We start from the raw sequence: 24,895 nt of genomic DNA, 5'->3' as shown, positions 1-24,895 counted from the left end.
TGATGTCCACGCGCCAATTTGCGTGATTTGATCTATCTCGTCCTGACGGGATACCTGTCCGGTTCTTCAAACACGTCGATGACCTTGGTCCCCGCCTTGATCACTGCGCCATGTTCTGCACCGCTCGGGATGTCGTAAATCGCACCCGGACCAAGCGTCCTGGTTTCGCCGGCTATTGTAAATTCGATCTCTCCGCTGAGCACCGTTCCCCACTGTGCAAGATGAGAATGCGGCGGCAGCACCATATCTTTCACGAAATCAAAGAAGACCACCAGCCCGGCATCCGAGCGAATGGCATGAGACGTAACCACGTCATCGGGAAACGGAATATCCAACGCCGGAAATTTCTTTATGAATTCAGGTAGTTCCATAGCGCTGACCGCTCCCAAGTCTGTTTTGCTGAAACCGAAGTTTGCATTCCGCGTCTCAGCGGGGCAAGCCCTCTCGCATTGTGACATGGATCATTGGGAGACGTCCGCTAACCGTTCAGGACGTCCTTTACGGTGGTGGCAAGCTGCTTGAGTGTGAACGGCTTCGGCAGGAAGAAGAACTTTTCACCTGGTGGAAGGTTTTCTTCAAACGCATCTTCGGCGTAGCCGGAGACAAAAATGATCTTCAGATCCGGGCGGGTCTTGCGCAGTTCCACAAGGAGCGTTGGCCCGTCCATCTCCGGCATCACGACATCGGAAACCACGAGATCGATCTCACCGTCTGTCTCTTCCATGACCTCAAGCGCTTCATTGCCGGATCCGGCTTCGTAGACAGTATACCCGCGTGACGCCAGCGCACGTGCGCCGAATGCGCGGACAGCTTCCTCGTCTTCAACCAGAAGAATGGACGCGGACCCGGTGAGATCTGCGACCTTTTCCGGTGCGCTTTCCTTCGGCTCCGGCTTTTTCTCTTCAACAAACTGAGGAATATGGCGTGGAAGAAACAGCCGGAATGTGGTGCCTTCATCCACTTCAGACGTACAGAAAATGAAGCCGCCGGTCTGCTTGACGATACCATATACGGTGGACAGCCCAAGCCCCGTTCCCTTGCCGACTTCCTTGGTGGAGAAGAAGGGATCGAAGATTTTTTCCATCACGTCGGGCGGCATGCCGTGGCCGGTGTCGTCCACTTCAACCAGCGTATATTCACCAGGTGGCATACCACGGGTGTTTTCGAACTGAGTGCTTTCCGCCTCTTCCACGTTGCGGGTGCGGATGGTCAGGCGGCCACCGTCAGCCATGGCGTCGCCGGCGTTCACGGCCAGATTGACAATCACCTGTTCCAGCTGGTTCAGGTCAGCCATAACCGGCCACAGGTCTCGGCCATGGATCACCTTCAGCTCAACTTTCTCACCAAGCAGGCGATCGAGCAGGATCGACAGATCCGCCAGAACGTCATTGAGTTCAAGCTGCTGAGGTCGCAATGTCTGGCGTCGCGAGAAGGCCAGAAGCTGACGAACCAGGCCGGCAGCTCTGTTGGCATTCTGTTTGATGTTCATGATGTCCTGGAAGGACGGATCGGTTGGCCTGTGGCTGGCCAGAAGAAGATCGGAGAAGCCGATAATAGCGGTCAGAACATTGTTGAAGTCGTGGGCGACGCCTCCAGCCAGCTGGCCAATCGCCTGCATCTTCTGGCTCTGTGCAAACTGAGCCTCCAACGCACGTTGCTGCGTCGTCTCTAGCGCATAGATAATCGCAGCCTCGCCGTCTCCCTCACCTTCCTGGACAGCAGAAACATAGAAGGTTGCCGAGCGAGGATCGTTGCCTTCGACAAGTGCAATGTCGACCGGCGCGATTTCACCGATGCCATGAGCTGCAGCGGTCAGGGCTTTGGAAAGGTCTTCCCGGCCACTGTCGGCGACATAGGCTTCCAGCTTGGGAGCTTCGTCCCCGGTATCGACGGCACCGAACAGCTTCAGGAAGGGGGCGTTGGTGCGCAGCACACGGCCTTCCTTGTCGAGCGAGGCAATCGCCATTGGGGTGTTGTTGAAGAACCTTGCAAACCGGACCTCCGCTGCCCGCAGAGCTTCGGAAACTTCCTCTCCGCGCGAACGGTTGAGCACCAAAGTGCGGCTGTCCCCAGGCTGTCCGTTCTCGCCAAACGGGACCCGGTGCAACAGGCGAACCGGTAGACCGCGTCCATTTCGAGCAACGAAGTCAAGGTCAAAGGTCTCGCTCTTGACCTCACCCGCCTGCCCCTTGATGGACCGGATCAGTTCGGTACCATCTCCGCGAACGATGCTTGAAAGATCCAGATCACCTGCATCGAACTGGGCAAGATCATAACCAAGCCAGTCAGCCAGTGTCGCGTTCAGGTAGACGATGCGACCGTTTGCATCGCAGGAAAAGAACCCAGCCGGCGCATGGTCCAGAAAATTGATAACCCGCTGAAGTTCCTGGAAGGAATTTTCCTGCTCCGCCCTGTCTCGCGTAATGTCGGCAATCTGCCAGACTGCCATCGGTTTGCCACCGCCGCGATCCTTGGAAACCTGCAACGGACGGATTGAAACCCTGTACCAACGGGCTGTCCCCTCTGCACGGCCGAGAGGAAACGGCATGCGGATCTCTTCTTGGGCCTTGCGCTCATCACGCATGGCTTGCGACAGACGGAATATCGCATCAGCAGCATCCGGATCAGATGAGAACACCCGCTCCACGACCTTGATATCGGCAGACGTTTCAGCACCTGTCAGATCCGCATAGGATTTGTTGGCATAGACAAGCCGGCCCTCGACATCCGTGATCAAAGCTCCGTCTTCAAGCGTATCGACAAAGGCAGAAGCAAGTGGATTGGATTCCCCTGGCCGCGCAGACAGGCGCAGAAAGCCGATAGCGCCAGCAAAGAGGCAGAAGACACCGACAACGGCAAGAATACCAAGCAGCGCGAGAATGAACGGCTGCGCCACTTCACGGTCCATGACCGCAAAGGCTGCTGCCGCTCCGACGAGCAAAAGGGCCAACCCTATCAGCAGGCCGATATTCCCGGATCGCTCGGGCCGGCTGATCATCGGCCCGCTTGGCGCTCCGTCCATGTCACTCATGCATCGTGTCTCCCAGGCCCGATTCGTTTCTAAAAAGGGCCGCTCTTAAGCATTCTGTGCTTACTAGCTAATTTCAACTGATATGAAGCCTGTACCTGTTGAAATTCACCTGTTTGCGCACTCTTTGACAGATGATCGTGAAACGAAGGCTTAATTTGCGCGCCAAGACGCACGTTTGCGCATGCGGAAGACGAAGCCAATGACTTCCGCCACCGCCTTGTAGTGCTCCTCAGGCACTTCATGATCGATGTCGACGGTTGCGTAAAGCGCCCGGGCCAGTGGCGGGTTCTCAACAACCGGAACCTCGTTCTCCTTTGCAATTTCCCGCATTTTTAGCGCAACTGCATCGGTTCCTTTGGCCAGGCAAAGCGGCGCACCCATGCCATCTTCATATTTGAGCGCCACGGCAAAGTGGGTCGGGTTGGTAACCACAACAGTGGCCTGTGGAACCGCAGCCATCATGCGTTTGCGCGAACGTTCCATGCGCAACTGGCGGATCTTGCCTTTGACCTGCGGATCACCTTCGGTCTGCTTGAACTCTTCCTTGACCTCGCGCAGCGACATCTTCTGTTTGTTGAACCATTTGTTCTTCTGGTAGGCGAAATCGGCGGCCGCGACGACCGTCATCAAGGCAAGGATCGCAGCCAGCAGCTGCAGGACCAACACCCTCACCTCTGGCAAAATGATGGATGTTTCAGCAAATATGATGATGTCAGCTTCGTCCCGATGCGGCCATAACACCACCACCATGATCGCCCCGACAAGGCAGATCTTCGCCATGCCCTTGGCGAAGTTCACAAGACTATCCAGCGAAAACAGACGTTTAAACCCGGAGGCCGGCGAGATCTTCGACAATTTCGGCTTGATGGTCTCAACCGTGAAAAGGGGCTGGTGCTGCACCAGATTTCCGGCGACAGCCATCAGAACGAGTGCAATCAACGGCAAACCGACAATCAAGGCAACCGATTGTCCGGTGTCCCGCCACAGGACCTTCAGCGCATACCCATCCATAGGGATCTGATGAGCGTGTTCGATATAACCCTTGAGCAATTCCCCAAGCGAAACTGCAGTTCCCGGTGCAAAAATCGCAATCATCAGCGTCGCCCCGGCCAGCGTGAACCAGGTGCTTACTTCTTGCGATTTCGGTACGTCCCCCTTTTGATGCGCATCCCTTAAGCGCTTTTGCGTGGGGTCCTCAGTCTTCTCCGAGTCGTCGGTATTGTCAGCCATCTGAAGGCACTACCCCACGATGAACTTGCCGAGCGATTCCTGAAAGTGTTCCAGATAGAACATCATCAGCGTCGCAATCAGCGCCATGAGAAGAAACATGCCAATCGCGATATTCACGGGCATGGCGATAAAGAAGATCTGCATCTGCGGCATCAGCTTGTTCAAAAGCCCGAGGCCGAAATAGAACACCAGACCCACAACCAGAAACGGCGCACTCATGCGCGCGGCAATGGAAAAAACATGCGCGACGGTTTCCGTGGCATTTGCTGCAAAATCACCGACGGGCGGCGCGGTTCCCGGTGGAAACACGGAAAAACTGTCATGCAGGGCCGCAATCACCAGATAGTGGGTGTCTGTAACGAAAACCATGGTTATGCCGAGAAGTGACATGAAGTTTCCGTAAAGCGCACCTTGTTGCCCGTCATTGGCAAGATCGGACCCTAGAGCAAAGGCCAGACCTGACTGGTTGGCGATGATCACACCTGCGGTCTGAAGAGCTGACGTAATCAATTTGGCACAAAGCCCGATGCCGAACCCGATTGCAAGTTCGCCTCCAAGAAGCGTCAGCAATTGCGGGGCATTCGCCGTCAGGTTGGCCGGATAAAGCGGTGCCCCTATCGGATAAAGAACCAAGGTGAGCGCCAGTGCGATCGTCAGACGAAAGCGGGTCGGTATTGTCGTTTCACCAAGTGCTGGAAGCAGCATGACCATCGTTCCGAGCCGCGCAAACATAAGCATGAATGCGGCGGCCATATCGGGTAGGAAATCAAGCTGTATCGTCATAGACCCTGGTGTCCTAGCCGGTATTCAGGATCATCTCGGTGACGCGGCTCATGAAGGCTTGAAGCAACTGGCTCATGAAGGGCAAGGTGACGAGGATCGTTACAAAAATCGCAAGAATTTTTGGCACGAAAACCAAAGTCATTTCCTGGATCTGCGTAAGAGCCTGGAAAAGCGCGATCACCACACCGACAAGCAGCCCGACAACCATGGCCGGAGCCGCCACAAGGATCATAGTCCACACACCTTCCCGGGCGATGTCGAGAACTTCACCTCCGGTCATGGCGCATCCTTTGAGAAAATTCGGTCAGATCGGCATCCTCATGATTTCTTCGTAAGCTGAAATGACGCGGTCGCGAACGGCAACCATTGATTCCAGGGCAATTTCGGTTTCAGCAACTGCCGTCACCACATCGACGACATCCGCCTTGCCTTCAATCATGTTGAGCGCCTGACTGTCGGCCGCTTGCCCCTTGTCGACGACGGTTTCCACCGCCTCTTTCACCATCTGGCCGAAATCGACCATGTTCGTCTGCTGAGGTGCCGTGTCCTCCACTGCGCGTGCCTGCTGCTGCAGCTTCGCAGCCATTTGATAAGCATTGTTGGCAATTGACGCGGTAGACATTTGATGGGTTCCTTCCCCTTGTCAGCCCCTGAAACCGTTAGGCTTTCAGAATATCGATGGTCCGTTGCAGCATCTTGCGAGTGGTGTCGATCACGTTGAGGTTGGCCTCATAGGACCGCTGTGCTTCGCGCATATCGGTCGTCTCGATCAACGTGTTTACGTTCGGCTGAAGCACATAACCATTCTGGTCGGCTGCCGGGTGCCCAGGCATAAAGGTCGATTTGAAGTCGGACGTATCCTCCTCCACCTTGCCAAGTTCGACGGTTTTTGCCCCCAGTTCCTTGTCAAACTGGCTTTTGAAAGTTGGAACCTTGCGCCGGTAAGGCTCTTCGTCCGGCGTTCGCGCAGTCGAATTCGCGTTGGCAATATTTTCCGAAATGATCCGCATGCGCCCGCTTTGGGCTTTCAGCCCGCTTGCGGAAACGAACAGGGATTTGATCAGGTCCATCTCAACGGTCCTCTAGTTCAAACGCTTTTCGACAATGCGGTACGGATCAGACCAAGGCTCTTTGTGTAAAGCGTTGTGGCCGCCTGATAGTCCATCTGGTTTTCCGTGAGCTTCATCATTTGCTCTTCCAGATTGACGTTGTTACCGCTCGGAGTGACTTCAAATCCTTCGTCTTTCACGATCTTGGCAGACGCAACCCCGGATATGCTTGTTGAAATATGCCCGACCTTTGTCGTTGACGTTGCCAGACCGAAGGTCTCCCGGCCGATGTGATCCGAAAACGAAAAGGGTTTGACGTCGCCGGCACCAAAGCCAGGTGTGTCTGCATTCGCGATGTTTTCCGCCAGGACCCCCTGACGGGTCTGGTGCCATCGCATCTTTGATTTGAGCGCCTGAAACAGCGGCAGATCCGTCATAGTCATGGCATTCACCATTCGTTAACCTAGTAGGCAATGATTGCCTTTCAATTGGTTAATGAAAAGTTAACAGACCACTACCCCAACAGCCTGAAACCCTTCAAAAACCAGTGGAAGAGCTCAATTTCCTTTGCATTTCGCGAAATCCGAGACGCCCCCAACGGGCAAAAATTGCCTGGTTCTGTTAACTTTGAGTCCTAGAGAGATCTCGCGAGGGATCAGCAACCGGATACGAAGAATTGCAGGCGGCGGGCGTGAATGGCAGGTCACTGGAAACGTCAGAAAACCAAGCGACTTGATGCGACAGCCAAGTCCGAATGCCGGAAGCCTAATTACTGGGGATAAGGACCGATTTTCCTCAATTGAGACAGCAACACCAAATATCCGGAAATCGCAATCATCCCGCTGGCGGGGCGGCACGAGGGTCAAATGTACAATTGGATTGAGTCGACTTTTAACGTGAGCGGAGGCGTCACCCAGGCAATTGCCGTCGTTTTGGCTCTCGCAGTCGTTTTGCTGCTGTTCAGTCTCTTCATTTTCATCTTGAAACGACTGATGGGTGCGCGAGCCCCGCAAAACCGGAACCGGCAACCCAGGATCGCCGTCATGGACAGTGCAAGCGTGGACGCGCGTCGTCGCCTGATCCTTATCCGAAGAGACAATATCGAACACCTGTTGTTGGTCGGCGGCCCCAGCGATGTTGTTGTTGAACAAAATATCGTCCGCAACAGCCCCCTGCCGAGCGGCAGGTCAGCCGGTTATCCCGCCCACGGTGGAAACGGGCAGGTCAAAGGCCCAAGCGCGCCTGGGCCCGATATACCGGCAAGGCCCGACGAACTGATGCCCGACACGGACCCGGTTCCTGCAGCACCGCCTCAGGCGAGAACGCCTCTTCCAACGCCGGCTGTCTCATCGCAGGTTTCAAAGTCGGCCAGCGTCAATGAAAGCAAGGCTCCGGCGGCCCCCTTAGAAAGCAAACCGATGGCCGCATCGCCGGCGCCATCCCTTTCGACCCAGCGACGCCCCTCAGCACCCCGTCCGGAACCCGCTTCAGAAAAGAACCACGCGGCTGATCTGCTCAAGGCAGCAACGCAAAACGGCTTTTCTCGGTCAAAGCCACCTGTAGACGAGACGTTGGCTGGAGAACCAGAGACACCGGCAGCTCCCACCCAGGCTCCTGAAGTCAAGCTTGAAGTCCCGAAACAATCCGCGCCTGCAGCCGAGAAGGCCCCGACGACCTTCAAGACACTGGCGCGCCCGTTTTCGCCAAAAGACCGGCCGTCCTACGGCACACAGTCAATTACACCGCCAGCATCTGGTCCGGCTGCACGTGCGAAGACGGCGTTGGTCAAGCCGGTCGAACCGCAAGTCAGAACCGATGTGACAACCGAAGCATCGGTGATGCCCGAAATCGCGGTCAAGTTTGAGGAACCGGGAAGCAAAGCTCCATCTGTCACTGCACACACACAAAGTTCAGAAGATACGCCGGAAGTTTCCTTGGCGGCAGAGGAAGGCAGCCAGGTCACCGAAGCAGCGCTCCTTGCCGATCTTGTCGAAAACAACACGGAACAAGCCGTCGAGATGTCATCGGATGCGGTCCAAAACAAGGATCAAGAGCCCGCACAGAAAACCGATGAACCTCCGGCGGTAACTGCGGAAGCAACGACTGCAGAGAATTCGACAGACCCGACACCTGGTGAGACGACGGGCGAAGCGGCACAGTCGCACGACATCAAACTCGAGATGGATGACCTGATTGAACCGGTCGTCGAGGCAAAGAGTGACGAACAGCCTCAGGAACAGTCTCAGGGCTTGGACACGCTACGGGCGATCAAGGAACCGAAAGAGCCGGCGAGCGGCCCTGCCGTCGCACCTGTAAGACCGGCACCAAAACCCACGCAAGGACTTGGCGACAAAAATCCGATCGAAGACGAGATGGCCAAGATTCTCGACGAATTGGGCGGACAGCCGAATTGATGGCAGGACTCAGTCGCACGATGCGGTGGAACCGGTGGTCTTTGGTCACGACGTTGACCGCCGTGCTTTTGGCGATGCTCGCATTTCCCGCAGCTGCACAGGAGATTTCTGTCGGGTTCGGCGAAGATGCGACACTGACAGAGCGCGCCGTTCAGCTGGTCATATTGCTGACCATTCTGTCGCTTGCACCGTCCATTCTGGTGATGGTCACGAGCTTTACCCGAATTGTCGTTGTTCTGTCGCTGCTGCGGTCGGCAATTGGCCTGCAGACAGCGCCTCCCAACATGGTGATGGTCAGCCTGGCGATCTTCCTGTCAGCGTTCATCATGATGCCGACATTGCAGGCCGCCTACGATGCCGGCGTTCAGCCCATGATCGATGGTGACATCGAGTTTGACCAGGCCTATGAGCGTGCGTCGGAACCCTTCCGGGATTTCATGCTTTCGCAGGTCCGTGAAAAGGACCTTGCCCTGTTTCAGGAACTCTCAGGTCGGGATGCTCCTGAAAGCCCGGAGGATCTCGCGATGGCGACGCTCATTCCGGCCTTCATGATCTCGGAGTTGCGCAGGGCATTTGAGATCGGCTTCCTGCTCTATCTTCCGTTTCTCATCATCGATCTCGTTATCGCCTCAGTACTCATGTCAATGGGCATGATGATGTTGCCTCCGGTCGTTATCTCGCTGCCCTTCAAGCTGATTTTCTTTGTTCTGGTTGACGGCTGGAACCTGGTGGCAGGCTCTCTGGTGAAGAGTTTCGGAGCCGGATAGCGTCTTTTTTTAGAGTGCCTGGTTTTCATAAATCCAGTCGCAGACGGCAAACGTTAAAAGTAGAAGAAAATTAACATAGTAATGTAACTATTATTCCAAATCTTCGGGCTGTTCCGCCCGTATAGTCAATTGGAATTTTGGTGATACAGGAACAACTTGAGCAACTTGCCCGGATACGAGAGCCGGAAGCAAGATCAAAGCTCATAAGAACGCTCGTTGGCGAATATGCCCGCTCCGAGGATCACGACCCCTCGGAAACGGAGCGTGAGCTGTTTTCCCGGATCGTTCTGTCCGTTTTTGAACAGCTGGATCGCTCAGCACGCTACGAACTTGTCGTTCGGCTTGCCAAGACGGATCGCATCATTCCAGATCTTGCGGATCGATTGGCAAAAGAAGACTACGAACTGTCTGAGCCCGTCATTGAATGCTCGCCCATGATCAGTCAGGGAGAGTTGATGCAAATCGCGAAATCGGGCGGAAACAACAAACGACTTTCCGTTGCACGCCGTCAGGACCTCAGCGAAGAAATCACCGACACGCTGATTGCGCGCAGCAGCCGCAACGTGGTCAATGCACTGCTTGAAAATCTGGATGCGCCCTTCTCCGTACGGGGAACGCTGGCACTGCTCATTTTCGCCAACACGGAGGCGGAAGTCCTTGCAGGTATCGCAAAGCGCGCGATCAAGGACGAAGATTTTCTGGAAACCCAGATGCATATTCTGGAGACCAACTGCCCACTCATCCCAGCGCCTCTCAAAAAGGCGCTGGAGTCAGGCGAACTGAAACGACTGGCGTCCAGGATCGACGATCCGGAACGCGAAGGCGACATCGAACTGGATGGACTGCAATATTCCAGGCATGAAGCCAGCATCCAGATTGCCAACGGCGAACTGTCCTTTGACGCAATCCTGCGAACCTTGTTCGAGCAGGACCGCATGGATGCTGCAATCTGGCTGATCAGCCGCAAGATCAATCTGGCCGATGATGTCGTGGCAGACACTCTGAAGTCGGACGCGGACGGCGCGATCCTGAGGCTGATGCTGCAGACAGGTATCGACGACAAAACCTATCGTGATTTCCTGAAAGCAAGATGTGGCTGGTTGGACCGCAGCAGCCGATCTATTCCTGAACTGGTAATGCGATATAAGGCGGAACTCAAAAGTCCGCGCCAGACACATGTCGCACCGCAATTGCAACGCGCTGCCAACTAAAAATCCTTTCAGATCCTGAGAGAACCTGAGACGTGCGCCCCACGGTGTGCACTGACCATCTGGCCCGGCTCTGTCTGGTTAGATTGGTGATCGCAAGACCATGCGTTTATCAGCCAGCAGCTTCTTCGGCCTCAGGACCAGCAGCGGCCTGTCCCCTGTTGCTGTCCGGCGACATGTACTGGCGGCGATACTCTTTGAGGAAGGTTTCAAGAGAATCGACATCTGCCAGAGCATTGGCCACTTCCAGGAACTCCACACCTTGCGTCTCGACCGGACGGGTCACGACCTCAAATGCCATTGCTTCCTGGCTGTCTGCCATCTTCTTCATGTATTTCGTCTGCAGGCGCTCCAGACTCAACTGGTCGCCGGCAAGTGAGTAGGCAATACCGGCGCGCAGGATGTCGCGGCGTTCAAGTTCGTCCAGCGGAATATTGTCCGACCAGCGTGAACCGTGCATCGCCTCCAGCTGTTCGCCCGCATCTCTCCAGCTTTCTGCTGCCCAGAATGTATCAGCGCGCAACCGGTCGACATCGGACCCGCGCATGTTGCGGACCAATTCCAATGCAAGATCGGGGCGGCCGTTTTCGGTGAGCGCCCTCGCCTCGACAATGTTGCGTTGCCGCTCCAACGTTGACGGAAGACTTGCCTGCCGGGTCCTGTTCAAGACCCGAAGCGCTTCGTCGGCTTTCCGGTCCATCAGGTAGATCGCCGCGAGGTCTGCCGCAATTTGCGCACGTGCCGCTCCCTTCAGGCGGTTATCAACCTGATGGCGCAGGAGTTCCGTTGCCTGATTAAGCAAATCCACTTCGACAAGCCTTTTGGCCAACAGGCGTACCATCTCGTCGCCTTGACGCCCGATCGGTGTCATTTCGCGGAAGTCGTAGTAAAGAGCCAGTGCTTTAACGGGCTGCATTTCATCTGCTTTCCCGTCAAGGAAAAGCGAATTGAAAAGGCCGTTCATTTCCTCTTGCAGCAGGCGTGTTGTGTCGGAGTCGGGCTCTGCCTGAACAGCCGATTTCATTGCCTCAAAGGCTTCCCGATATTGTCCCCGTTCCGCATAAAGCTGTGAAAGGAAACGAAGCGTTTTGAGTTCGATTTCATCACCACGCCAGGAAGTGGCGAGGCTGGCAAGCCGATCGATCGTTTCATTGTTGTCTATTTCGCCGTCGCGGTACCGGATCCTCAGAGCCCGGTATTCAGCCTCTGCTGACCGGGGGCGGTCATCAGAGCGAGTGACAAGATCAAACACTGTGAGCGCTTCCTGGGACCGGCCCGAAGCATCAGCGACCCGGCCGCGCAAGATGTCATAGCGCGCGGCTTGTGCCTGAGTGACTTCACTCGGTTCGATCTCCGCCAGAATACCGTTGGCAAGGCCGAAATCATTGACCTCGACCATCGCCTGCGCAGCCGCGAGCTTGAATTCGGTCTGTATCGCCGGGGGATAATTGCCAACAACCGCACGACCGCGCGGCATTGCGATCCGTGCCGGCGTCCATTTGCCAAGTTTGACATCAACAATAGTCTGCCAGACCGCAGCATCCGGGCTGTTTTTCAGATCCGGCCGGTTCAGGTGCATATAGGCTTCTTGAGGGCGATCAGCCATCGTCTGGGCAGCGCCCATCATCAGATTGAAAGAGCTGTCTTCGGCAAGAGCAGGCTCTTCTTCCAATGCCAGCTTCATCAACCCGAGCGCTTCTTGTGCAAACTGGTGCGCCAGGTAGAAACGCGACAATGCCATAAGCGGTTTACGGCGTTTTCCTTCCGGAGACCTCGCAAGCTTGGCCTGCAGCTCCAACAACCTTGACCGGTAAGCGCCCGGCCCTTCCGTGCTTAAGGAAACGAACTCAACATTGTTGCTATCATCCGGTGCAATGATGGAATTGAAAGCGCCGGTGCCGCCGCGCAAATGCCGACTGGAAAGAGAAAGACCACCTTCCTTCTCAATCATCACATCGTCACCGAGAATTTTCATTTTCAGCTCGTCGGATTTTCCGACGATGGCGATGCCCTGAGCAGAACTCAATGCATCAAGTTCGACAAAGCTCTGTTGTTTCAACAGACCCCGGGGGGGCCGAAGCCGGTGACAAGTGAAATCTTGTCGCCTACGAACGGGTCAACCACCTGACGAATGTTTTGGGGATCCTGATAGAGCACGCGCAGCACTGAACCACCATCACCACGCACAGTCCGCTCCAGTTTCAGCGGCCGGGAAGGCTCCAGGATCATGTCCCCGATAACCAAAGACCATGCGTTGCCGTCCGCGCCAACGGTCGCAAGAACGGGGTCGTTCATGTCAAGGCGGAGGATCTGATAGTCTTCGAAGTGTTTGACTGCGATGGTGTCCACAGTCTCGGCAAGCGCCGCGGCCATGCCGCGTGTATCGATGGTGGCATCGGTATCGAACACCAACCAGATACTGTCGTTACGCCGAAAGACCGCGCTGGAAACTGGTTCGGAAAACGGAAAGACAACCCTAACCGTGTTGCCGATCCGGCGCGCTTCGGCAGACACGATCTTGCGCGCCTCTGCCGCAAAACTTGCGGGCGGCGTTTCAGGCGAAGGCATTTCATTGGCGTCGCGGCCACCTTCGGCGCGCCAGACCTCTGGCGCGTTGTCCGGCCGTGAAGGCAGCTGTATGCCCGCAGGCACCTCGCCGCCTCCAAATGTGCGCTGCTCCCGCACTTCAACTGCTTCATTTGGAGCCGGCACATCAGGCTGACTGTCCGGCACGGCGGCCTCGACCGGCTGCAAAGTCGGAATGCCATTGCTTACGGGTGCAGCTTGCGTCTGACCGGGCTTTTGCTTGGAAAGGTCCAACATTGGCGCTTTGCGGACAACGTCGCCTGCAGCCGGTGTTTCCTCTTGCGTCTGAGGGACAGTCTCCGCCTGTGCCAGCACCATGGGTGCGGGCGCGCTGTCAGTCTCTCCAGCAACCGAAATAGTCGCAGTGATCAGGTTGTCATCTTCACTTTGCGCATCTCCGGTCGAAAGCAAGCCAGATGCTACTACTTCGGGCGCAGGAAGCGTTTCGACCGCCGGAGCGGTCGTTGTGGCAACTTGTGGAAGGAGATCAATCTGTGTTTCAGCCGTTCGGACACCTGCCGGCGGACCCGCCTCCGCCGCCAATTGCGGCGGTGACGGTTCCTCGAAGCTTGGTTTCGTGCGAGGCACCATGGCGATCTGCAGGCTTGAACCAACGGCGGTTTCTTCGCCAGACAGCACCTCCGGTGATACTACCGTGGCCTGATCAGACTGTTGTGCCTGTGGGGCCGCCGCCTCTGGCGCCGCCGCTCCGCTATTACTGCGATCGATTGGCATAACGGTATAGGCTGGTGAATCGTCCGCCGTCGATTCCTTCAAAACCCCGCCACTGGCGCTTGACGTTTGCGCTGGAGGCAGACCCCGTGGATCGTCTACTTCGCGTGTATCGCGCAGACCGGGCGCGCTGATCATGTTCTTGCGGTTTTGATTGTCTTCAACCGACAGCTCTTTGTTGATCAGTGCATTGGCCGGATCATTCACCTGCATGTTCTCAGGCGTGACGTCGATCACGTAGGTCTGTTCCTCGCGGAAAGCACGAATATCGACCGACGGCTCGACGCGCATCAGAAACTTGAGTTTGCCCTTGTCCAGAAAAGAGGTCGCATCGATGACACCTTGCGGCAGATGAGCACGCAAGTGGGCAATGTCGAGTTGAGCCGGATGATTGAAGGTCAGCTTGATGATGTCGTTTTCCCGCACGAAAGCGGTGTCGAACTTGATTGACCAGTCAAAGACCAGGCGCGTGAATGTCGGATGTTCCCCCACGTGCAGGGTAACTTCCGGTCCTTCCTGGGCTTTCAGCCGGGCTTGTTCAAGCGCGCGCACCTTGCGCATTGCGGCCTCGGCACGCTTGGCAAGTTCTCGAACCACATCGTCTGGAAGCCCGGGAGGCAACCCCTGCCAGTCCATTGGCAGAATGTCGACAAAAAGCTTCTCGCCCGCTTCAAGAGTGTTGATCTGGTATTGATTCTTGAGCGCAAAACGGATCGCGCTGCCATCAGGGTCCCGGCGGGCAATCGTGACGTAGTTGCCAAGATCAAGCGGCACATCGTCCACTTTGATGTCGATTGGCTCTTCAAATGAAATTCTGAGGACGCCACCCGTTATCACCGCATCGTAGATCGGCAACAGCGTGCGGTCCTTGAAAGTCAGAACGATCCGGCCGTAGCGCTCTTCCTGAATGGAATCGAGCTCCACCGGCTCGAGCGTTTGGGCCTCGGCTGTCGCGCTGAGCGCGACGGCAAGCAGCAGAAAGCAAAAGAGCACGGCGTGAAGAAGACGCACCAAAGCACCCGCACTGCCGACGCCGACAGATCCGTCATTCTTCTGCAATATCAAGAACGGTACCCGCAAGTTGCCCTGTCCTAAAACGACGCCAACACGCTATTGTTAATGAGCTGTCCTTAACGTGCTCTTACGCGATCCTTTTAAATCCGCTCATTTCTGCTCAATTTGACGGTATTTTCGGAAGCGTATCGCTCGGTGGAGCCTTTGCCTGCATCTGTTGCTCAGGCTCAGGCATTTTCGTCGAATTGCTGGCGATCGCCACAGTCAGCTTTTCAGCAGCTTCCGGGGACATCTTCGCCAGGATCGCCGCCATCTTCCGCGGCTTCATCTGTTGAACGACCTTCATGAGAATGGGCAGGCTAAGCCGGTTAAATATGCGCGCCGCATCCTTGGGCTTCATGTTTTCATACATGGTCACAAGGTCGGCAATCTCATCCTTTTCCTTTTGCTTCTTCTTGCCGACGGTCTTTTCGATGCGTTGCTCGAGCTTCTTGAGCTCATCAAGACGATTCTGGATGCGTTCTTCGGTTGCCTGCAGAAGTTTTTCGCGAAGATCAAGCTGGCCTTCCTGCTCCTGCAAATTCTCGCGTCGCTTGCCCAGGCTTTCCAGAACTGCCCGTTCGGCTGCTGAACCACCGATTTCCAAACTGTCCGGCAAGACAGGCTGGTCAGGTAGATCTCCCCCTCCCGGCGGCGCTGGTAGCGCCGGTCCATCGGCGCCGGCATTTTCAGCTTCGGCACCTCCGGTCTCCTGAGCAACCGCAGCATTGATCGGAAGACTTGTGCTTTCAGGTCCCGCGACAAGCCCGAGAAGCTTGAGCGCGAGCAACGCACTTGCAGAGATCCCCAGCAATGGAAGCAATCTCAGGTTCATGCAGCAGCACCGTTGCGTTTGCGGAATTGTTCAAGGCGCGCTGTCGCTTCCGCCGCGGCGCTTCTGATGTCGGATGTTCGGCTGCTTCTGGGGCGTTCCGGCTCGGCCGCCGGTGCCATTGGTGCCTGATAGGGATCAGGATAGCCTGGTGCCGGCGCACCATATTGCGTTTGTTCGCCTGGCGTGCGAACCGGATAGGCTTCGCCTCGTCCCCCCATAGCCTGACCAGGACTTGCAGCGCGGGCAGCTTCGGCAATCTGGGTGATCCTGGTGAAGATCTTTTCTCCTTCACCGATCTGTGAAACGAGGGCGCTGGACATCGTTTCAGCTTGTTTCAGGCGGCTACCAAGGTTCTTGTCTGCATCGGCCGCCGTTGTCTTCAGGCCAAGAATTGCCCGTTCCGCTATTTCCGTCGCCGTCATGAGCTCGGAAATGGTTGCCCTAAGCACTTCTTCATCGGCCCGCAGCCGCTGCAGTCTGCGGTTCAGCATCCAGCAATACCCGATCGTGATCAGCAAAAGTATCGCGACCAGCCCTTCGATGATCATTCCGAGTGGCAATGTGCTCATTGTTGGTCCATTTCGTTTTGCATGGCACGCTCGAAAGCAGCCAGGGTCATTTTCGGCTTGCGCAAATTCTTTGCGACGCGGATTGCAATCGCGTCCTCCACTTTTCCAAGCGTCCCTTCAGTCAAGGGAATATTGCCGCATTTGATGGTGACAGAGTCCGACGGCTCGACATCAAAAACGAGCGTTTGCCCGACATCCAGGCTCAACACCCGGCCAAGTGGGAGGTAGGTTTCATGTAGAACAGCATCGATGTTGACCTCTGCCGCATGGATTTCCGTTGCAAGGTGACCTTCCCAGATCGGGTCTCGGCCAAACTTTTCGCCCATGAACATCTGGAGCAGCAGGTCGCGGATCGGCTCCAGAGTTGCATACGGCATCATGATCTCGACGGAACCGCCGCGATCTTCCATATCGATGCGCAGTTCCACGAGGATCGCTGCATTGGCCGGTCGGGAAATGGCCGCAAATCTCGGATTGGTCTCAAGCCGCTCCAGATTGAAATGGACCGGGGACAGCGGAGCAAAAGCCTGCTCGGCGTCCTGAAGGATCAGTGCCACCATCTGCTGGACGAGGCCGGTTTCGATTGTGGTATAAGGCCGCCCTTCGACACGCACTGCCGACGTCCCGCGCCCGCCGCCAAGGAGGACGTCAATGATCGAGTAAATCAGACTCGATTCAACGGTAATCAGCCCGAACCCGTCCCATTCCTCAGCCTTGAATACGCCAAGGATCGCAGGCAGCGGAATGGAATTGAGATAGTCCCCAAAACGGACAGAACTGATAGAATCGAGAGAAACTTCCACGTTGTCGGAGGTGAAATTGCGCAGGGAGGTCGTGGTCAGCCGCACAAGGCGGTCAAACACGATTTCCAGCATCGGCAGACGCTCATAGGAGACCATTGCCGAATTGATCAGCGCACGTATGCCGCTCTGGTCGCCGGCAATCGTGTCCTCGATATTAAATCCGAGAAGGTTGTCGATTTCTTCCTGGTTCAACACGCGGTCGGCGCCGCGCGTCGCGTTTTCCAGATCAGGCTCGCTGTCGTCGATCATCGCGGCCCATTGGGCCGCCATGTCATCGGAACTGCCGGCACCCTGCTCTTCTAGAGCGGCGCCCCAGGCTGCGGCGAGATCTTCATCATCATCACCACCTGCACCCTGCTCCGCCAAGGCAGCACCCCAGGCATCGGCCATGTCCTCTTCGGACAGATCGTCTTCGTCGTCGACATCAGCCATTCAATTTGTCACTGAACAAGGATTTCCTTGAACAGCACCCCTTCCACCTTCGCCGGATAAACCGACAAATTGATCCGCCTGAGCAATTCTTCCTTCAGACGAAACAAACCGGCAGACCCTTCCAGGTCCGCTGGGCGCAGCTCTCGCAGATAGATCTGAAACGCATCCAGAATGCGTGGCAGATACGGCTGGATCTGATCGATCATTGCCCGATTCTCGACTTCCAAAGCGATCCGGACCTTCAGGTAGGTCGTTCGCCCGTCCGTCGCCAGATTCACTGTCATTTCCGGAAGGTCGTAGAAGACAACCGGCTTTTGCACGACCTGTGGCGCTTCCGGATCGCCTGACATGACCATCGGCGCGCTGCTTCCCATCAGGAAGTAGTATCCAGCACCACCCGCAGCCAAAAGAACGACCAGACCTATTCCGCCGAACAGAAACAGCTTCTTCTTGCCGCCACCGGCGGATTCAGCTCCGTTCTCGCCTTCGTCTTCGGCTGCGGCGTTTTCATCAGTCATCCGGAACTCCGCTCCAGCGGGCGTCACGCGCGCGTCTAATTATTACTAAAGAGTTAATGGTTAACGAAAGGTTACCAATCCATTAACGCGAGTCACCGGGCAAAAATTGCCAAGCGGTTAATTTCTGCCGGAATCTCTTGCCGCACGCATCCGCCTCGTTCAGCTTTTACCCAGATTTCCCAAGGATTTAAAAACTGGCACGCCTCATGCATTAACCTTAACGAGCCCGCAGATCTGGGGAGATTTGGCCGGCTCATCGGGGAGCATGAAGGGATACGTTCACAATGGAGAACGCTCAATTAGTCGCCTTATCAAGGCAATCGATCCTGCGGAATCATCTTGATGTGATCGCCAACAACATGGCGAACCTGAACACATCGGGCTTCAAGTCGCAGAACTTGCATTTCACTGAATACTTGATGCCGATCGCAGAAGGGTCTGCCTTTGAGCCTGCGGACCAGACAATATCCTACGTCGATATGTTCACGACACGGACCGATTTCACACCTGGCTCGATCAAGACGACTGGAAACGACTTTGACCTTGCCTTGAACAGCGACGGCTTTTTCGTCGTGCAGATGCCTGATGGCACAGAGGCCTACACGCGCAGCGGCACATTCCATCTCGACGACACAGGGCAACTGGTGACTGCTGGCGGCGAGCCCGTCATGACCGAAGGCGGTCCGATCACCTTCTCCGTCGAAGATGGCGGCGTACAGATCACCAAAGACGGAACAATCGCAACTGAACTCGGCATCCGCGGCAAGATCCGCGTCGTTGATTTCGAAGATGTGCGTGAACTGGAAAAAATCGGCGACACTCTTTTCAAGGGTGAAGATCCGGAACCTGTTCTAGCGCCACGCATGGTTCAGGGCGCTTTCGAGAGCTCCAATGTCTACGGCGTTACCGAGGTGACCCGCCTAGTCGAAGTTACCCGCGCCTACAACGCGACTTCAAAAGTTGTCAAAGACCTCGATGAGTTGCGACAGCAAGCCATTTCCACACTCGGCAGATTTCAGGCCTGACGCGCTTTAGGGAAGCAGAACAATGAAAGCACTCCATATTGCAGCAACGGGCATGAAAGCCCAGGAACTGAACGTCGAGGTCATCTCGAACAACGTCGCCAACATGCGCACGACCGGCTTCAAGAAACAACGGGCCGACTTTCAGGACCTTCTCTACCAAAATCTTCGCCGCATGGGGACGGAGACTTCAGAAGCAGGCACAATCGTTCCGACCGGCATTCAGATCGGGTCCGGCGTGAAACTGGCCTCAACTGCGCGTATCATGTCCCAGGGTTCCCTCGAACAGACCAGCAAGGAACTGGACGTCGCCATCCGCGGAGAAGGCTTCTTCCAGATCGATCTTCCGGACGGTACGACCGCCTTCTCGCGCGACGGCTCATTTGAGCGGGACGCAAACGGGCAGCTGGTTACCGTCGATGGCTATACGATCAATCCCGGCATCACAATTCCGGAAAACACTCAGGACATCACGATTTCCAACACAGGCGTCGTGCAAGGTGTCGACCAGGGCGGCAACACGGTTCAGCTTGGTCAGCTTCAGTTGGCGCGGTTCGTCAACAAGGCCGGTCTGGAAGCCATCGGTGACAACCTGTTCCTTGAAACAGACGCCAGTGGCGCCGCAGTGAACGGAAATCCTGGCGATCAGGGTTTCGGCAGCGTTCAGCAATATTTTCTTGAGATGGCCAATGTCGACGCCGTTACAGAAATTGCCGATCTGATCTCCGCCCAGCGCGCTTATGAGATGAATTCGCAGATCATCCAGGCCGCTGACGAAATGTACTCCACCACCACGAACCTCCGTTAAGTGGGATGGCTGATATGATGAAATATCTGAAACAGGCCATCGGCAGCTTTCTACTGGTGGCGATTACCGGCTCTGCATCCATTGCGGACGACCGTCCGGTGTTGCGCTCGCAAGTCATGACATTGTCGGAGATCGTGACAGTTGGCGATTTCTATTCAAATGCAGGTCGTTTGGCATCCAAACCGCTGTTCCGGTCTCCCGATATGGGAACATCAGGCAACGTACCGGCTCAGCAGGTCGCTGATCGCGCCCGTGCCGCCGGTCTGGATCAAGCAGGAACCGATGGCTTGCGCACCGTCGCCGTGCATAGAGGCGCAACCACATTGAACCGAGACCAGCTGTCCGGCCTCGTTCGCTCTGCTCTTGCAGCGCGGAGCGCCGGTGTCGATCCGAAAAACCTGGAGATCAAACTGACCCAGGCGCCGGATCGTATCCTTGCTGACCCGAAAGTGCAGGATCCGGTTCGCGTTGACGGCTTCGACTGGTCGCAGAGCACCGGTCACTTCAAGCTTCGCGCAACTGTGGCCGTGGAACACGGCACCGAACCTTTGATCCTTCTAGGTACCGCAACCGAGATGGTCCATGTGGCCGCCCTTGCCCAGCCGTTGCAGCGGGAAGATATTCTCAGGGAAGAGGACCTGGTCACAATTCGCATGGCACGCACGAAAGTGCCGACGGGCGCACTGATTGATGCAGGCAGCATCATCGGGATGGCGGCACGTGTTAACCTGCGCGCCAACGTGCCCCTGGCCCGGAGAAACTTTCAGCGTCCGATCCTCGTGGACAGAGGCGAGAAAGTCACCGTGACGTTCGAAATGTCGGGCATGAAGCTGACGTCTAGGGCCAAGGCCATCGATGAAGGTGCCAAAGGCGACGTGATCGATGTGATGAACCTGCAATCACGGCGAATTATCCCAGCAACCATCACGTCACGCGGCCACGTACGCGTGCATGCTGCCAATCCCATCATTGCAAGCCTGAACAGCGAGACCAATTGATGTTGAGCACTTCAAATAAAAAAATGCTGGCGGGCATTGCTCTCGCCGCCCTTGCCGCAGGTTGCAGCACAGCAGATCAGCTTGCCGAAGTTGGCAAGCAACCTTCGCTGAACGCCATTCAGGACCCGACAACACAACCCGGCTATCGGCCCGTGCAAATGCCGATGCCTGAGCCGCAGCAAGCCCACTACAATCCAAATTCCTTGTGGCAATCCGGCAGCCGGGCGTTCTTCAAGGACCAGCGTGCGAACCAGGTCGGCGACATTCTTACAGTCGTTGTCACCATCGACGACGAGGCCCAGATCGACAACGAGACTCAGCGCAGCCGCACAGAAGCCAGTGGCGCCGGTGTTGGAGGCGCCCTTGGCACGGCAATCGACACAATCTTTATGCCCGCGAGTACTGCTGCAAGCGATCTCGCGAACGTCAACAGCAACTCCAACTTCCAGGGTCAAGGCAGCGTCGACAGAGAAGAAACTCTTGAGACAACAATCGCAGCTGTCGTGACCCAGGTTCTGCCGAACGGCAATCTGGTAATCGAAGGCCGACAGGAAGTCAGGGTCAACTTTGAGGTTCGTGAGTTGATCGTGGCCGGTATTGTCAGACCGGAAGACATCACCGCAAACAACCGCATTGCCAGCGAACAAATTGCAGAAGCCCGCATTGGCTATGGTGGACGCGGCCAGATCACGACGGTTCAACAGCCGCGCGTCGGCAACCAGGTCCTGGACATTTTGTTGCCGTTCTAGAGCTGATCGCTTCTTCAGTCCCCCGGCCGTTTGTCGGTGACGTGTTCTAGAAGCGTTGCAGATAACGGCTGATGACGGGCATGGCGTCTCGCTCCCTGAGCGCCATGCCCGTTCTCGTCTTTCCCGCTCAGTGGCGATTTAGGCCCTAACTGCCTGACAAAGTTTGACAGCCCGCGCATTCTGCCGGAAACAAAAATGATGTGATCGCTTTCGCCCGATTGTCGGGATGACGTGAAGCCAATTTCAGCTACACTAAGACCATAAAATTATCGGCTCGACGGGGTCCCCATGCGCATTGCTCTACTCTCTCTCTTTGCAGTCTTTTTCATGAGCGTCACACCAGCCTTGAGCGCCACCTGTGGCAATGGGCCGGGCGGCTACGAAGCCTGGAAACAGTCCTTTATCGCAAACTCTTCAAGCTATGGCCTGAAAGAGCGCGTTGTGAAGAAGGCGCTTCAAGGCCTCACCTACAACAAGAAGGTCGTCCGGTTAGACCGGAATCAGAAGTCGTTCAAGCTGAGCTTCCAGCAGTTTTATGCCAAGCGGGTCAACAATGCGATGATCAAACGCGGGCAGAAACTGGGCAAAACCTATGCCCGAATCTTCAAAGGTATTGAGCGCAAATACGGCGTCCCGGCACCAGTGATCCTGGCGATCTGGGGACTGGAAACCAACTATGGCAGCTTCTCCGGAAACATGTCGGTCCTGCGTTCCCTGGCAACTCTTGCTTACGATTGCAGGCGTTCCAAGTTCTTCACGAATGAGCTTGTCAACGCTTTGATGATTGTCCAACGCCGCGACATGACGCCCGCCGAAATGAAAGGCGCCTGGGCCGGCGAAATCGGTCAGACACAGTTTCTCGCCTCTTCATACATGAAATATGCGGTCGACTGGGACCGAAATGGCAAGCGGGACCTCGTTCGCTCAATACCCGATGTACTGGCTTCCACAGCCAATTACCTTCAAAAACACGGCTGGCGCCGCGGGCAACCGTGGGGACCGGGAACCGCGAACTACCGGGTTCTGAAGAAGTGGAACAAAGCCAGCGTCTACGTTCAGACGATCTCGGTTATGGCGGAAAAGATCGGCAGTTGACCTGATCATTTGCATCCGGCCAATTCGCGAGTGACAGTCGCAGTTTTGCCGTCATAAAGTTGTAACTCCGGCAGCGCAAAACCGGGGCGGACAGAAGCTGGGTCATTTGTTCCTTGCAAGGGAGAATTACCCCGGTTTCTGCCGTTGTATCAGTCGTATTGAATCAAAAGACCGGCCTGAAAGCCGACTAGGAGCCTCCAGATGTCCAGCATCAAAGATCTATCCTTATCCCGCCGCACATTACTTATGGGTGCAGCGGCAACGGGCTTCTCCGCTGCACTTCATCCTTATTCCGTGCTGGCCAAGGAAGGTACTGCCCATATTCGCCTGATGGAGACGACAGATCTCCACGTTCATGTTTTTCCCTATGACTATTACAGCGACCGTCCCATCGACACGGCAGGACTGGCACGAACAGCCACATTGATCCGGCAAATCCGCGACGAGGCAACCAACTCCGTCCTGGTCGACAATGGCGATTTTCTTCAAGGCAACCCCATGGGCGATTTTGTAGCCTATGAGCGCGGCATGCGCGAAGGCGACATGCATCCGGTGATCAAGGGAATGAATGTCCTTGATTTTGATGCGGCTGCGCTCGGCAACCATGAATTCAACTATGGCCTGGACTTCATGATGAAAGTCCTGAATGGCGCAAATTTCCCGGTTGTCTGTGCCAACCTGGTCAAGGGTACAACACTTGCCTCAAATGCGCGTGGCGACGACCTGTTCCTGAAACCCTATGTGATCGTCGAAAAGGAAGTTACCGACGGCTCAGGTCAGTCCTACCCGATCAGGATCGGTTTCATCGGCTTCGTTCCCCCACAGATCATGAACTGGGACAGGCGCCATCTTGAGGGAAATGCCAACGCACGCGACATTGTCGACACGGCAAAGGCATTCGTTCCGGAAATGCGTGAACAGGGCTGCGACCTTGTCATTGCCCTTTCCCACTCGGGCATTGACGCAACCGATTATTCCGAAGGCATGGAAAATGCGTCTCTGCACCTTGCTGCGGTTGACGGAATTGACGCGGTCTTCACGGGTCATCATCACCGCGTTTTCCCGGGTCCTGACTACGAAGGTCTCCCGGGCGTCGACTTTGAAAAAGGGACGCTCTTCGGAAAACCGGCCGCAATGGGTGGCTTCTGGGGCTCGCACCTTGGCGTCATCGATCTGATGGTCGAACGGGACGGCAATGGGTGGCGGATCGCCAACTTCATGACGGAAGCACGCCCGATCTACGAAAAGGAAGGGCGCAAGGTCACGCCCTTGGTGGAGAGCCAGCAGGATGTCCTCGACGCCGTCAAGGAAGATCATGAAGCAACCCTTGCCTATGTGCGGCGCCCTGTCGGTAAGACATCTGCACCGCTTCACTCGTATTTTGCGCTCGTTGCCGATGACCCGAGTGTCCAGATCGTTTCGCAAGCCCAGACCTGGTACATTGACCAGATGATGAAAGGCACGGAGTGGGAAGGCCTGCCCATCCTCTCCGCAGCAGCTCCCTTCAAGGCCGGGGGTCGCGGAGGTCCGGACTATTACACCGATGTTCCCGTCGGTGATGTTGCGATCAAGAATGTCGCGGACCTTTATCTCTATCCGAATACGGTGCGCGCAGTTGCGATCAAAGGCAGCACGGTCAAGGAATGGCTCGAAAGATCTGCAGGGATATTCCAGAAAATAGAGGAAGGCGGTAAAGATCAGCCGCTGATCAATCCGGAGTTTCCGAGTTACAATTTCGACGTCATTGACGGCATCACCTACGAAATCGACCTCACCCAACCATCGAAATACGACCCGAATGGTGAACTGATCAATCCGGACGCCAACCGCATCGTCAAGATTGAATTCAATGGTGAACCGCTCAAACTTGACGACACATTCGTTGTCGCCACCAACAACTACCGGGCCGGCGGTGGCGGGAACTTCCCTGGCATCAGTGACGAGGTTGTTGTTTTCGTCGGACCGGATACCAACCGGGACGTTCTCGTACGCTTTATCGTCGAACAAGGCACAATCAACCCATCCGCAGACGCAAACTGGTCGTTCAAACCGGTACCGGACACCACGGTTCTGTTTGAGACCGGCCCGCGCGGTACCGAGCATGCCGGGTCCGTTGAAGGTGTCAGCATTGAGCCTGCCGGTGACGGAACAGACGGTTTCGCACAATATCGGATCAAACTCTGACATTGGAGAGTTGATGGTTTGCTCTCTCA

The 24,895-nt window shown here is 55.9% G+C and carries 23 protein-coding genes; 9 read left to right on the top strand and 14 right to left on the bottom strand.

Annotation, left to right across the window (positions count from 1 at the left end):
• Positions 1–32: 32 nt before the first annotated feature.
• The 8 genes from ACZ1HV_RS25720 to flgB all read right to left on the bottom strand — a co-directional run bounded on the left by ACZ1HV_RS25720 (position 33) and on the right by flgB (position 6,536).
• On the bottom strand, positions 33–371 hold the full coding sequence (locus tag ACZ1HV_RS25720) for a cupin domain-containing protein (RefSeq protein WP_298819503.1): 339 nt from the start codon (positions 369–371) through the stop codon (positions 33–35).
• Positions 372–478: 107 nt separating this feature from the next.
• Positions 479–3,031, bottom strand: a complete 2,553-nt coding sequence (gene cckA, locus ACZ1HV_RS25715) for a cell cycle histidine kinase CckA (protein ID WP_298819501.1) — start codon at positions 3,029–3,031, stop codon at positions 479–481.
• A gap of 150 nt (positions 3,032–3,181) precedes the next feature.
• Positions 3,182–4,261, bottom strand: a complete 1,080-nt coding sequence (gene flhB, locus ACZ1HV_RS25710; protein WP_298819499.1) for a flagellar biosynthesis protein FlhB — start codon at positions 4,259–4,261, stop codon at positions 3,182–3,184.
• A gap of 9 nt (positions 4,262–4,270) precedes the next feature.
• The gene (fliR, locus tag ACZ1HV_RS25705) at positions 4,271–5,044 is read right to left on the bottom strand and encodes a flagellar biosynthetic protein FliR (protein ID WP_298819497.1); all 774 of its coding nucleotides are present in this window, start codon (positions 5,042–5,044) and stop codon (positions 4,271–4,273) included.
• 13 nt (positions 5,045–5,057) lie between these two features.
• Positions 5,058–5,324: a flagellar biosynthesis protein FliQ gene (fliQ, locus tag ACZ1HV_RS25700; protein ID WP_298819495.1), complete on the bottom strand. Its 267-nt coding sequence runs from the start codon at positions 5,322–5,324 to the stop codon at positions 5,058–5,060.
• Positions 5,325–5,348: 24 nt separating this feature from the next.
• Complete coding sequence (gene fliE / locus ACZ1HV_RS25695) at positions 5,349–5,666, bottom strand: flagellar hook-basal body complex protein FliE (protein WP_298819493.1); 318 nt, start codon at positions 5,664–5,666, stop codon at positions 5,349–5,351.
• 37 nt (positions 5,667–5,703) lie between these two features.
• Positions 5,704–6,114 carry a flagellar basal body rod protein FlgC gene (flgC, locus tag ACZ1HV_RS25690; RefSeq protein WP_298819490.1) on the bottom strand — a complete coding sequence of 137 codons (411 nt, stop codon included), beginning with the start codon at positions 6,112–6,114 and terminating at the stop codon, positions 5,704–5,706.
• A 17-nt stretch (positions 6,115–6,131) separates the two neighbouring features.
• Positions 6,132–6,536: a flagellar basal body rod protein FlgB gene (gene flgB / locus ACZ1HV_RS25685; protein WP_298819488.1), complete on the bottom strand. Its 405-nt coding sequence runs from the start codon at positions 6,534–6,536 to the stop codon at positions 6,132–6,134.
• Between the two features lie 423 nt (positions 6,537–6,959).
• Between flgB and ACZ1HV_RS25680 the strand changes: the two genes are divergently transcribed.
• The 3 genes from ACZ1HV_RS25680 to ACZ1HV_RS25670 all read left to right on the top strand — a co-directional run bounded on the left by ACZ1HV_RS25680 (position 6,960) and on the right by ACZ1HV_RS25670 (position 10,485).
• A complete protein-coding gene (locus ACZ1HV_RS25680) occupies positions 6,960–8,507 on the top strand; it encodes a flagellar biosynthetic protein FliO (RefSeq protein ID WP_472716720.1) in 1,548 nt (515 codons plus the stop codon).
• A gap of 74 nt (positions 8,508–8,581) precedes the next feature.
• Positions 8,582–9,274 (top strand): flagellar type III secretion system pore protein FliP, encoded by a 693-nt coding sequence (gene fliP / locus ACZ1HV_RS25675; protein WP_298819517.1) that lies wholly within the window; start codon positions 8,582–8,584, stop codon positions 9,272–9,274.
• A gap of 140 nt (positions 9,275–9,414) precedes the next feature.
• Positions 9,415–10,485, top strand: coding sequence for a DUF2336 domain-containing protein (locus ACZ1HV_RS25670; RefSeq protein ID WP_298959823.1), 1,071 nt, complete (start codon positions 9,415–9,417; stop codon positions 10,483–10,485).
• 109 nt (positions 10,486–10,594) lie between these two features.
• On the opposite strand, the gene ACZ1HV_RS25665 is transcribed toward ACZ1HV_RS25670, so the two are convergent.
• The 6 genes from ACZ1HV_RS25665 to ACZ1HV_RS25640 all read right to left on the bottom strand — a co-directional run bounded on the left by ACZ1HV_RS25665 (position 10,595) and on the right by ACZ1HV_RS25640 (position 18,010).
• Positions 10,595–12,541: a tetratricopeptide repeat protein gene (locus tag ACZ1HV_RS25665; protein ID WP_472716719.1), complete on the bottom strand. Its 1,947-nt coding sequence runs from the start codon at positions 12,539–12,541 to the stop codon at positions 10,595–10,597.
• On the bottom strand, positions 12,538–14,880 hold the full coding sequence (locus ACZ1HV_RS25660) for a hypothetical protein (protein WP_472716718.1): 2,343 nt from the start codon (positions 14,878–14,880) through the stop codon (positions 12,538–12,540). Before ACZ1HV_RS25660 ends, ACZ1HV_RS25665 begins: the two co-directional genes overlap by 4 nt.
• 94 nt (positions 14,881–14,974) lie before the next feature.
• A complete protein-coding gene (locus tag ACZ1HV_RS25655) occupies positions 14,975–15,688 on the bottom strand; it encodes a MotE family protein (protein ID WP_298819478.1) in 714 nt (237 codons plus the stop codon).
• On the bottom strand, positions 15,685–16,257 hold the full coding sequence (locus ACZ1HV_RS25650; RefSeq protein WP_298819476.1) for a DUF6468 domain-containing protein: 573 nt from the start codon (positions 16,255–16,257) through the stop codon (positions 15,685–15,687). The genes ACZ1HV_RS25655 and ACZ1HV_RS25650 overlap by 4 nt, the downstream gene beginning before the upstream one ends.
• Positions 16,254–17,450, bottom strand: coding sequence for a flagellar motor switch protein FliM (gene fliM / locus ACZ1HV_RS25645; RefSeq protein ID WP_298819515.1), 1,197 nt, complete (start codon positions 17,448–17,450; stop codon positions 16,254–16,256). Before fliM ends, ACZ1HV_RS25650 begins: the two co-directional genes overlap by 4 nt.
• A gap of 50 nt (positions 17,451–17,500) precedes the next feature.
• On the bottom strand, positions 17,501–18,010 hold the full coding sequence (locus ACZ1HV_RS25640; protein ID WP_472716717.1) for a flagellar basal body-associated FliL family protein: 510 nt from the start codon (positions 18,008–18,010) through the stop codon (positions 17,501–17,503).
• A gap of 284 nt (positions 18,011–18,294) precedes the next feature.
• Between ACZ1HV_RS25640 and flgF the strand changes: the two genes are divergently transcribed.
• The 6 genes from flgF to ACZ1HV_RS25610 all read left to right on the top strand — a co-directional run bounded on the left by flgF (position 18,295) and on the right by ACZ1HV_RS25610 (position 24,866).
• Positions 18,295–19,035: a flagellar basal-body rod protein FlgF gene (gene flgF, locus ACZ1HV_RS25635; RefSeq protein WP_298819472.1), complete on the top strand. Its 741-nt coding sequence runs from the start codon at positions 18,295–18,297 to the stop codon at positions 19,033–19,035.
• Between the two features lie 22 nt (positions 19,036–19,057).
• A complete protein-coding gene (flgG, locus tag ACZ1HV_RS25630; protein ID WP_298819470.1) occupies positions 19,058–19,840 on the top strand; it encodes a flagellar basal-body rod protein FlgG in 783 nt (260 codons plus the stop codon).
• A gap of 14 nt (positions 19,841–19,854) precedes the next feature.
• Positions 19,855–20,838, top strand: a complete 984-nt coding sequence (gene flgA, locus ACZ1HV_RS25625; RefSeq protein WP_472716716.1) for a flagellar basal body P-ring formation chaperone FlgA — start codon at positions 19,855–19,857, stop codon at positions 20,836–20,838.
• On the top strand, positions 20,838–21,587 hold the full coding sequence (gene flgH / locus ACZ1HV_RS25620; protein ID WP_298819466.1) for a flagellar basal body L-ring protein FlgH: 750 nt from the start codon (positions 20,838–20,840) through the stop codon (positions 21,585–21,587). The genes flgA and flgH overlap by 1 nt, the downstream gene beginning before the upstream one ends.
• Before the next feature lie 288 nt (positions 21,588–21,875).
• A complete protein-coding gene (locus ACZ1HV_RS25615; RefSeq protein ID WP_298959812.1) occupies positions 21,876–22,682 on the top strand; it encodes a lytic murein transglycosylase in 807 nt (268 codons plus the stop codon).
• A gap of 201 nt (positions 22,683–22,883) precedes the next feature.
• Complete coding sequence (locus ACZ1HV_RS25610; protein WP_472716715.1) at positions 22,884–24,866, top strand: bifunctional 2',3'-cyclic-nucleotide 2'-phosphodiesterase/3'-nucleotidase; 1,983 nt, start codon at positions 22,884–22,886, stop codon at positions 24,864–24,866.
• The last annotated feature ends 29 nt before the right edge of the window (positions 24,867–24,895 follow it).

The organism is Roseibium sp. JB4-4 (assembly GCF_055693425.1).
The sequence above is the reverse complement of the archived record's forward strand: the minus strand, read 5'-3'. Positions and strand labels throughout refer to the sequence as shown.

Coding starts and splice junctions, on each gene's coding strand:
- fliR (WP_298819497.1), bottom strand. CDS start 5,044: ATGACGATACAGCTTGATTTCCTACCCGATATGGCCGCCGCATTCATG.
- ACZ1HV_RS25720 (WP_298819503.1), bottom strand. CDS start 371: ATGGAACTACCTGAATTCATAAAGAAATTTCCGGCGTTGGATATTCCG.
- fliP (WP_298819517.1), top strand. CDS start 8,582: ATGCTCGCATTTCCCGCAGCTGCACAGGAGATTTCTGTCGGGTTCGGC.
- ACZ1HV_RS25680 (WP_472716720.1), top strand. CDS start 6,960: ATGTACAATTGGATTGAGTCGACTTTTAACGTGAGCGGAGGCGTCACC.
- ACZ1HV_RS25610 (WP_472716715.1), top strand. CDS start 22,884: ATGTCCAGCATCAAAGATCTATCCTTATCCCGCCGCACATTACTTATG.
- flgB (WP_298819488.1), bottom strand. CDS start 6,536: ATGACTATGACGGATCTGCCGCTGTTTCAGGCGCTCAAATCAAAGATG.
- flgG (WP_298819470.1), top strand. CDS start 19,058: ATGAAAGCACTCCATATTGCAGCAACGGGCATGAAAGCCCAGGAACTG.
- fliE (WP_298819493.1), bottom strand. CDS start 5,666: ATGTCTACCGCGTCAATTGCCAACAATGCTTATCAAATGGCTGCGAAG.
- flgC (WP_298819490.1), bottom strand. CDS start 6,114: ATGGACCTGATCAAATCCCTGTTCGTTTCCGCAAGCGGGCTGAAAGCC.
- flgH (WP_298819466.1), top strand. CDS start 20,838: ATGTTGAGCACTTCAAATAAAAAAATGCTGGCGGGCATTGCTCTCGCC.
- fliQ (WP_298819495.1), bottom strand. CDS start 5,324: ATGACCGGAGGTGAAGTTCTCGACATCGCCCGGGAAGGTGTGTGGACT.
- ACZ1HV_RS25650 (WP_298819476.1), bottom strand. CDS start 16,257: ATGAGCACATTGCCACTCGGAATGATCATCGAAGGGCTGGTCGCGATA.
- ACZ1HV_RS25655 (WP_298819478.1), bottom strand. CDS start 15,688: ATGAACCTGAGATTGCTTCCATTGCTGGGGATCTCTGCAAGTGCGTTG.
- fliM (WP_298819515.1), bottom strand. CDS start 17,450: ATGGCCGATGCCTGGGGTGCTGCCTTGGCGGAGCAGGGTGCAGGTGGT.
- flgF (WP_298819472.1), top strand. CDS start 18,295: ATGGAGAACGCTCAATTAGTCGCCTTATCAAGGCAATCGATCCTGCGG.
- ACZ1HV_RS25640 (WP_472716717.1), bottom strand. CDS start 18,010: ATGACTGATGAAAACGCCGCAGCCGAAGACGAAGGCGAGAACGGAGCT.
- flgA (WP_472716716.1), top strand. CDS start 19,855: ATGATGAAATATCTGAAACAGGCCATCGGCAGCTTTCTACTGGTGGCG.
- flhB (WP_298819499.1), bottom strand. CDS start 4,261: ATGGCTGACAATACCGACGACTCGGAGAAGACTGAGGACCCCACGCAA.
- cckA (WP_298819501.1), bottom strand. CDS start 3,031: ATGAGTGACATGGACGGAGCGCCAAGCGGGCCGATGATCAGCCGGCCC.
- ACZ1HV_RS25615 (WP_298959812.1), top strand. CDS start 21,876: ATGCGCATTGCTCTACTCTCTCTCTTTGCAGTCTTTTTCATGAGCGTC.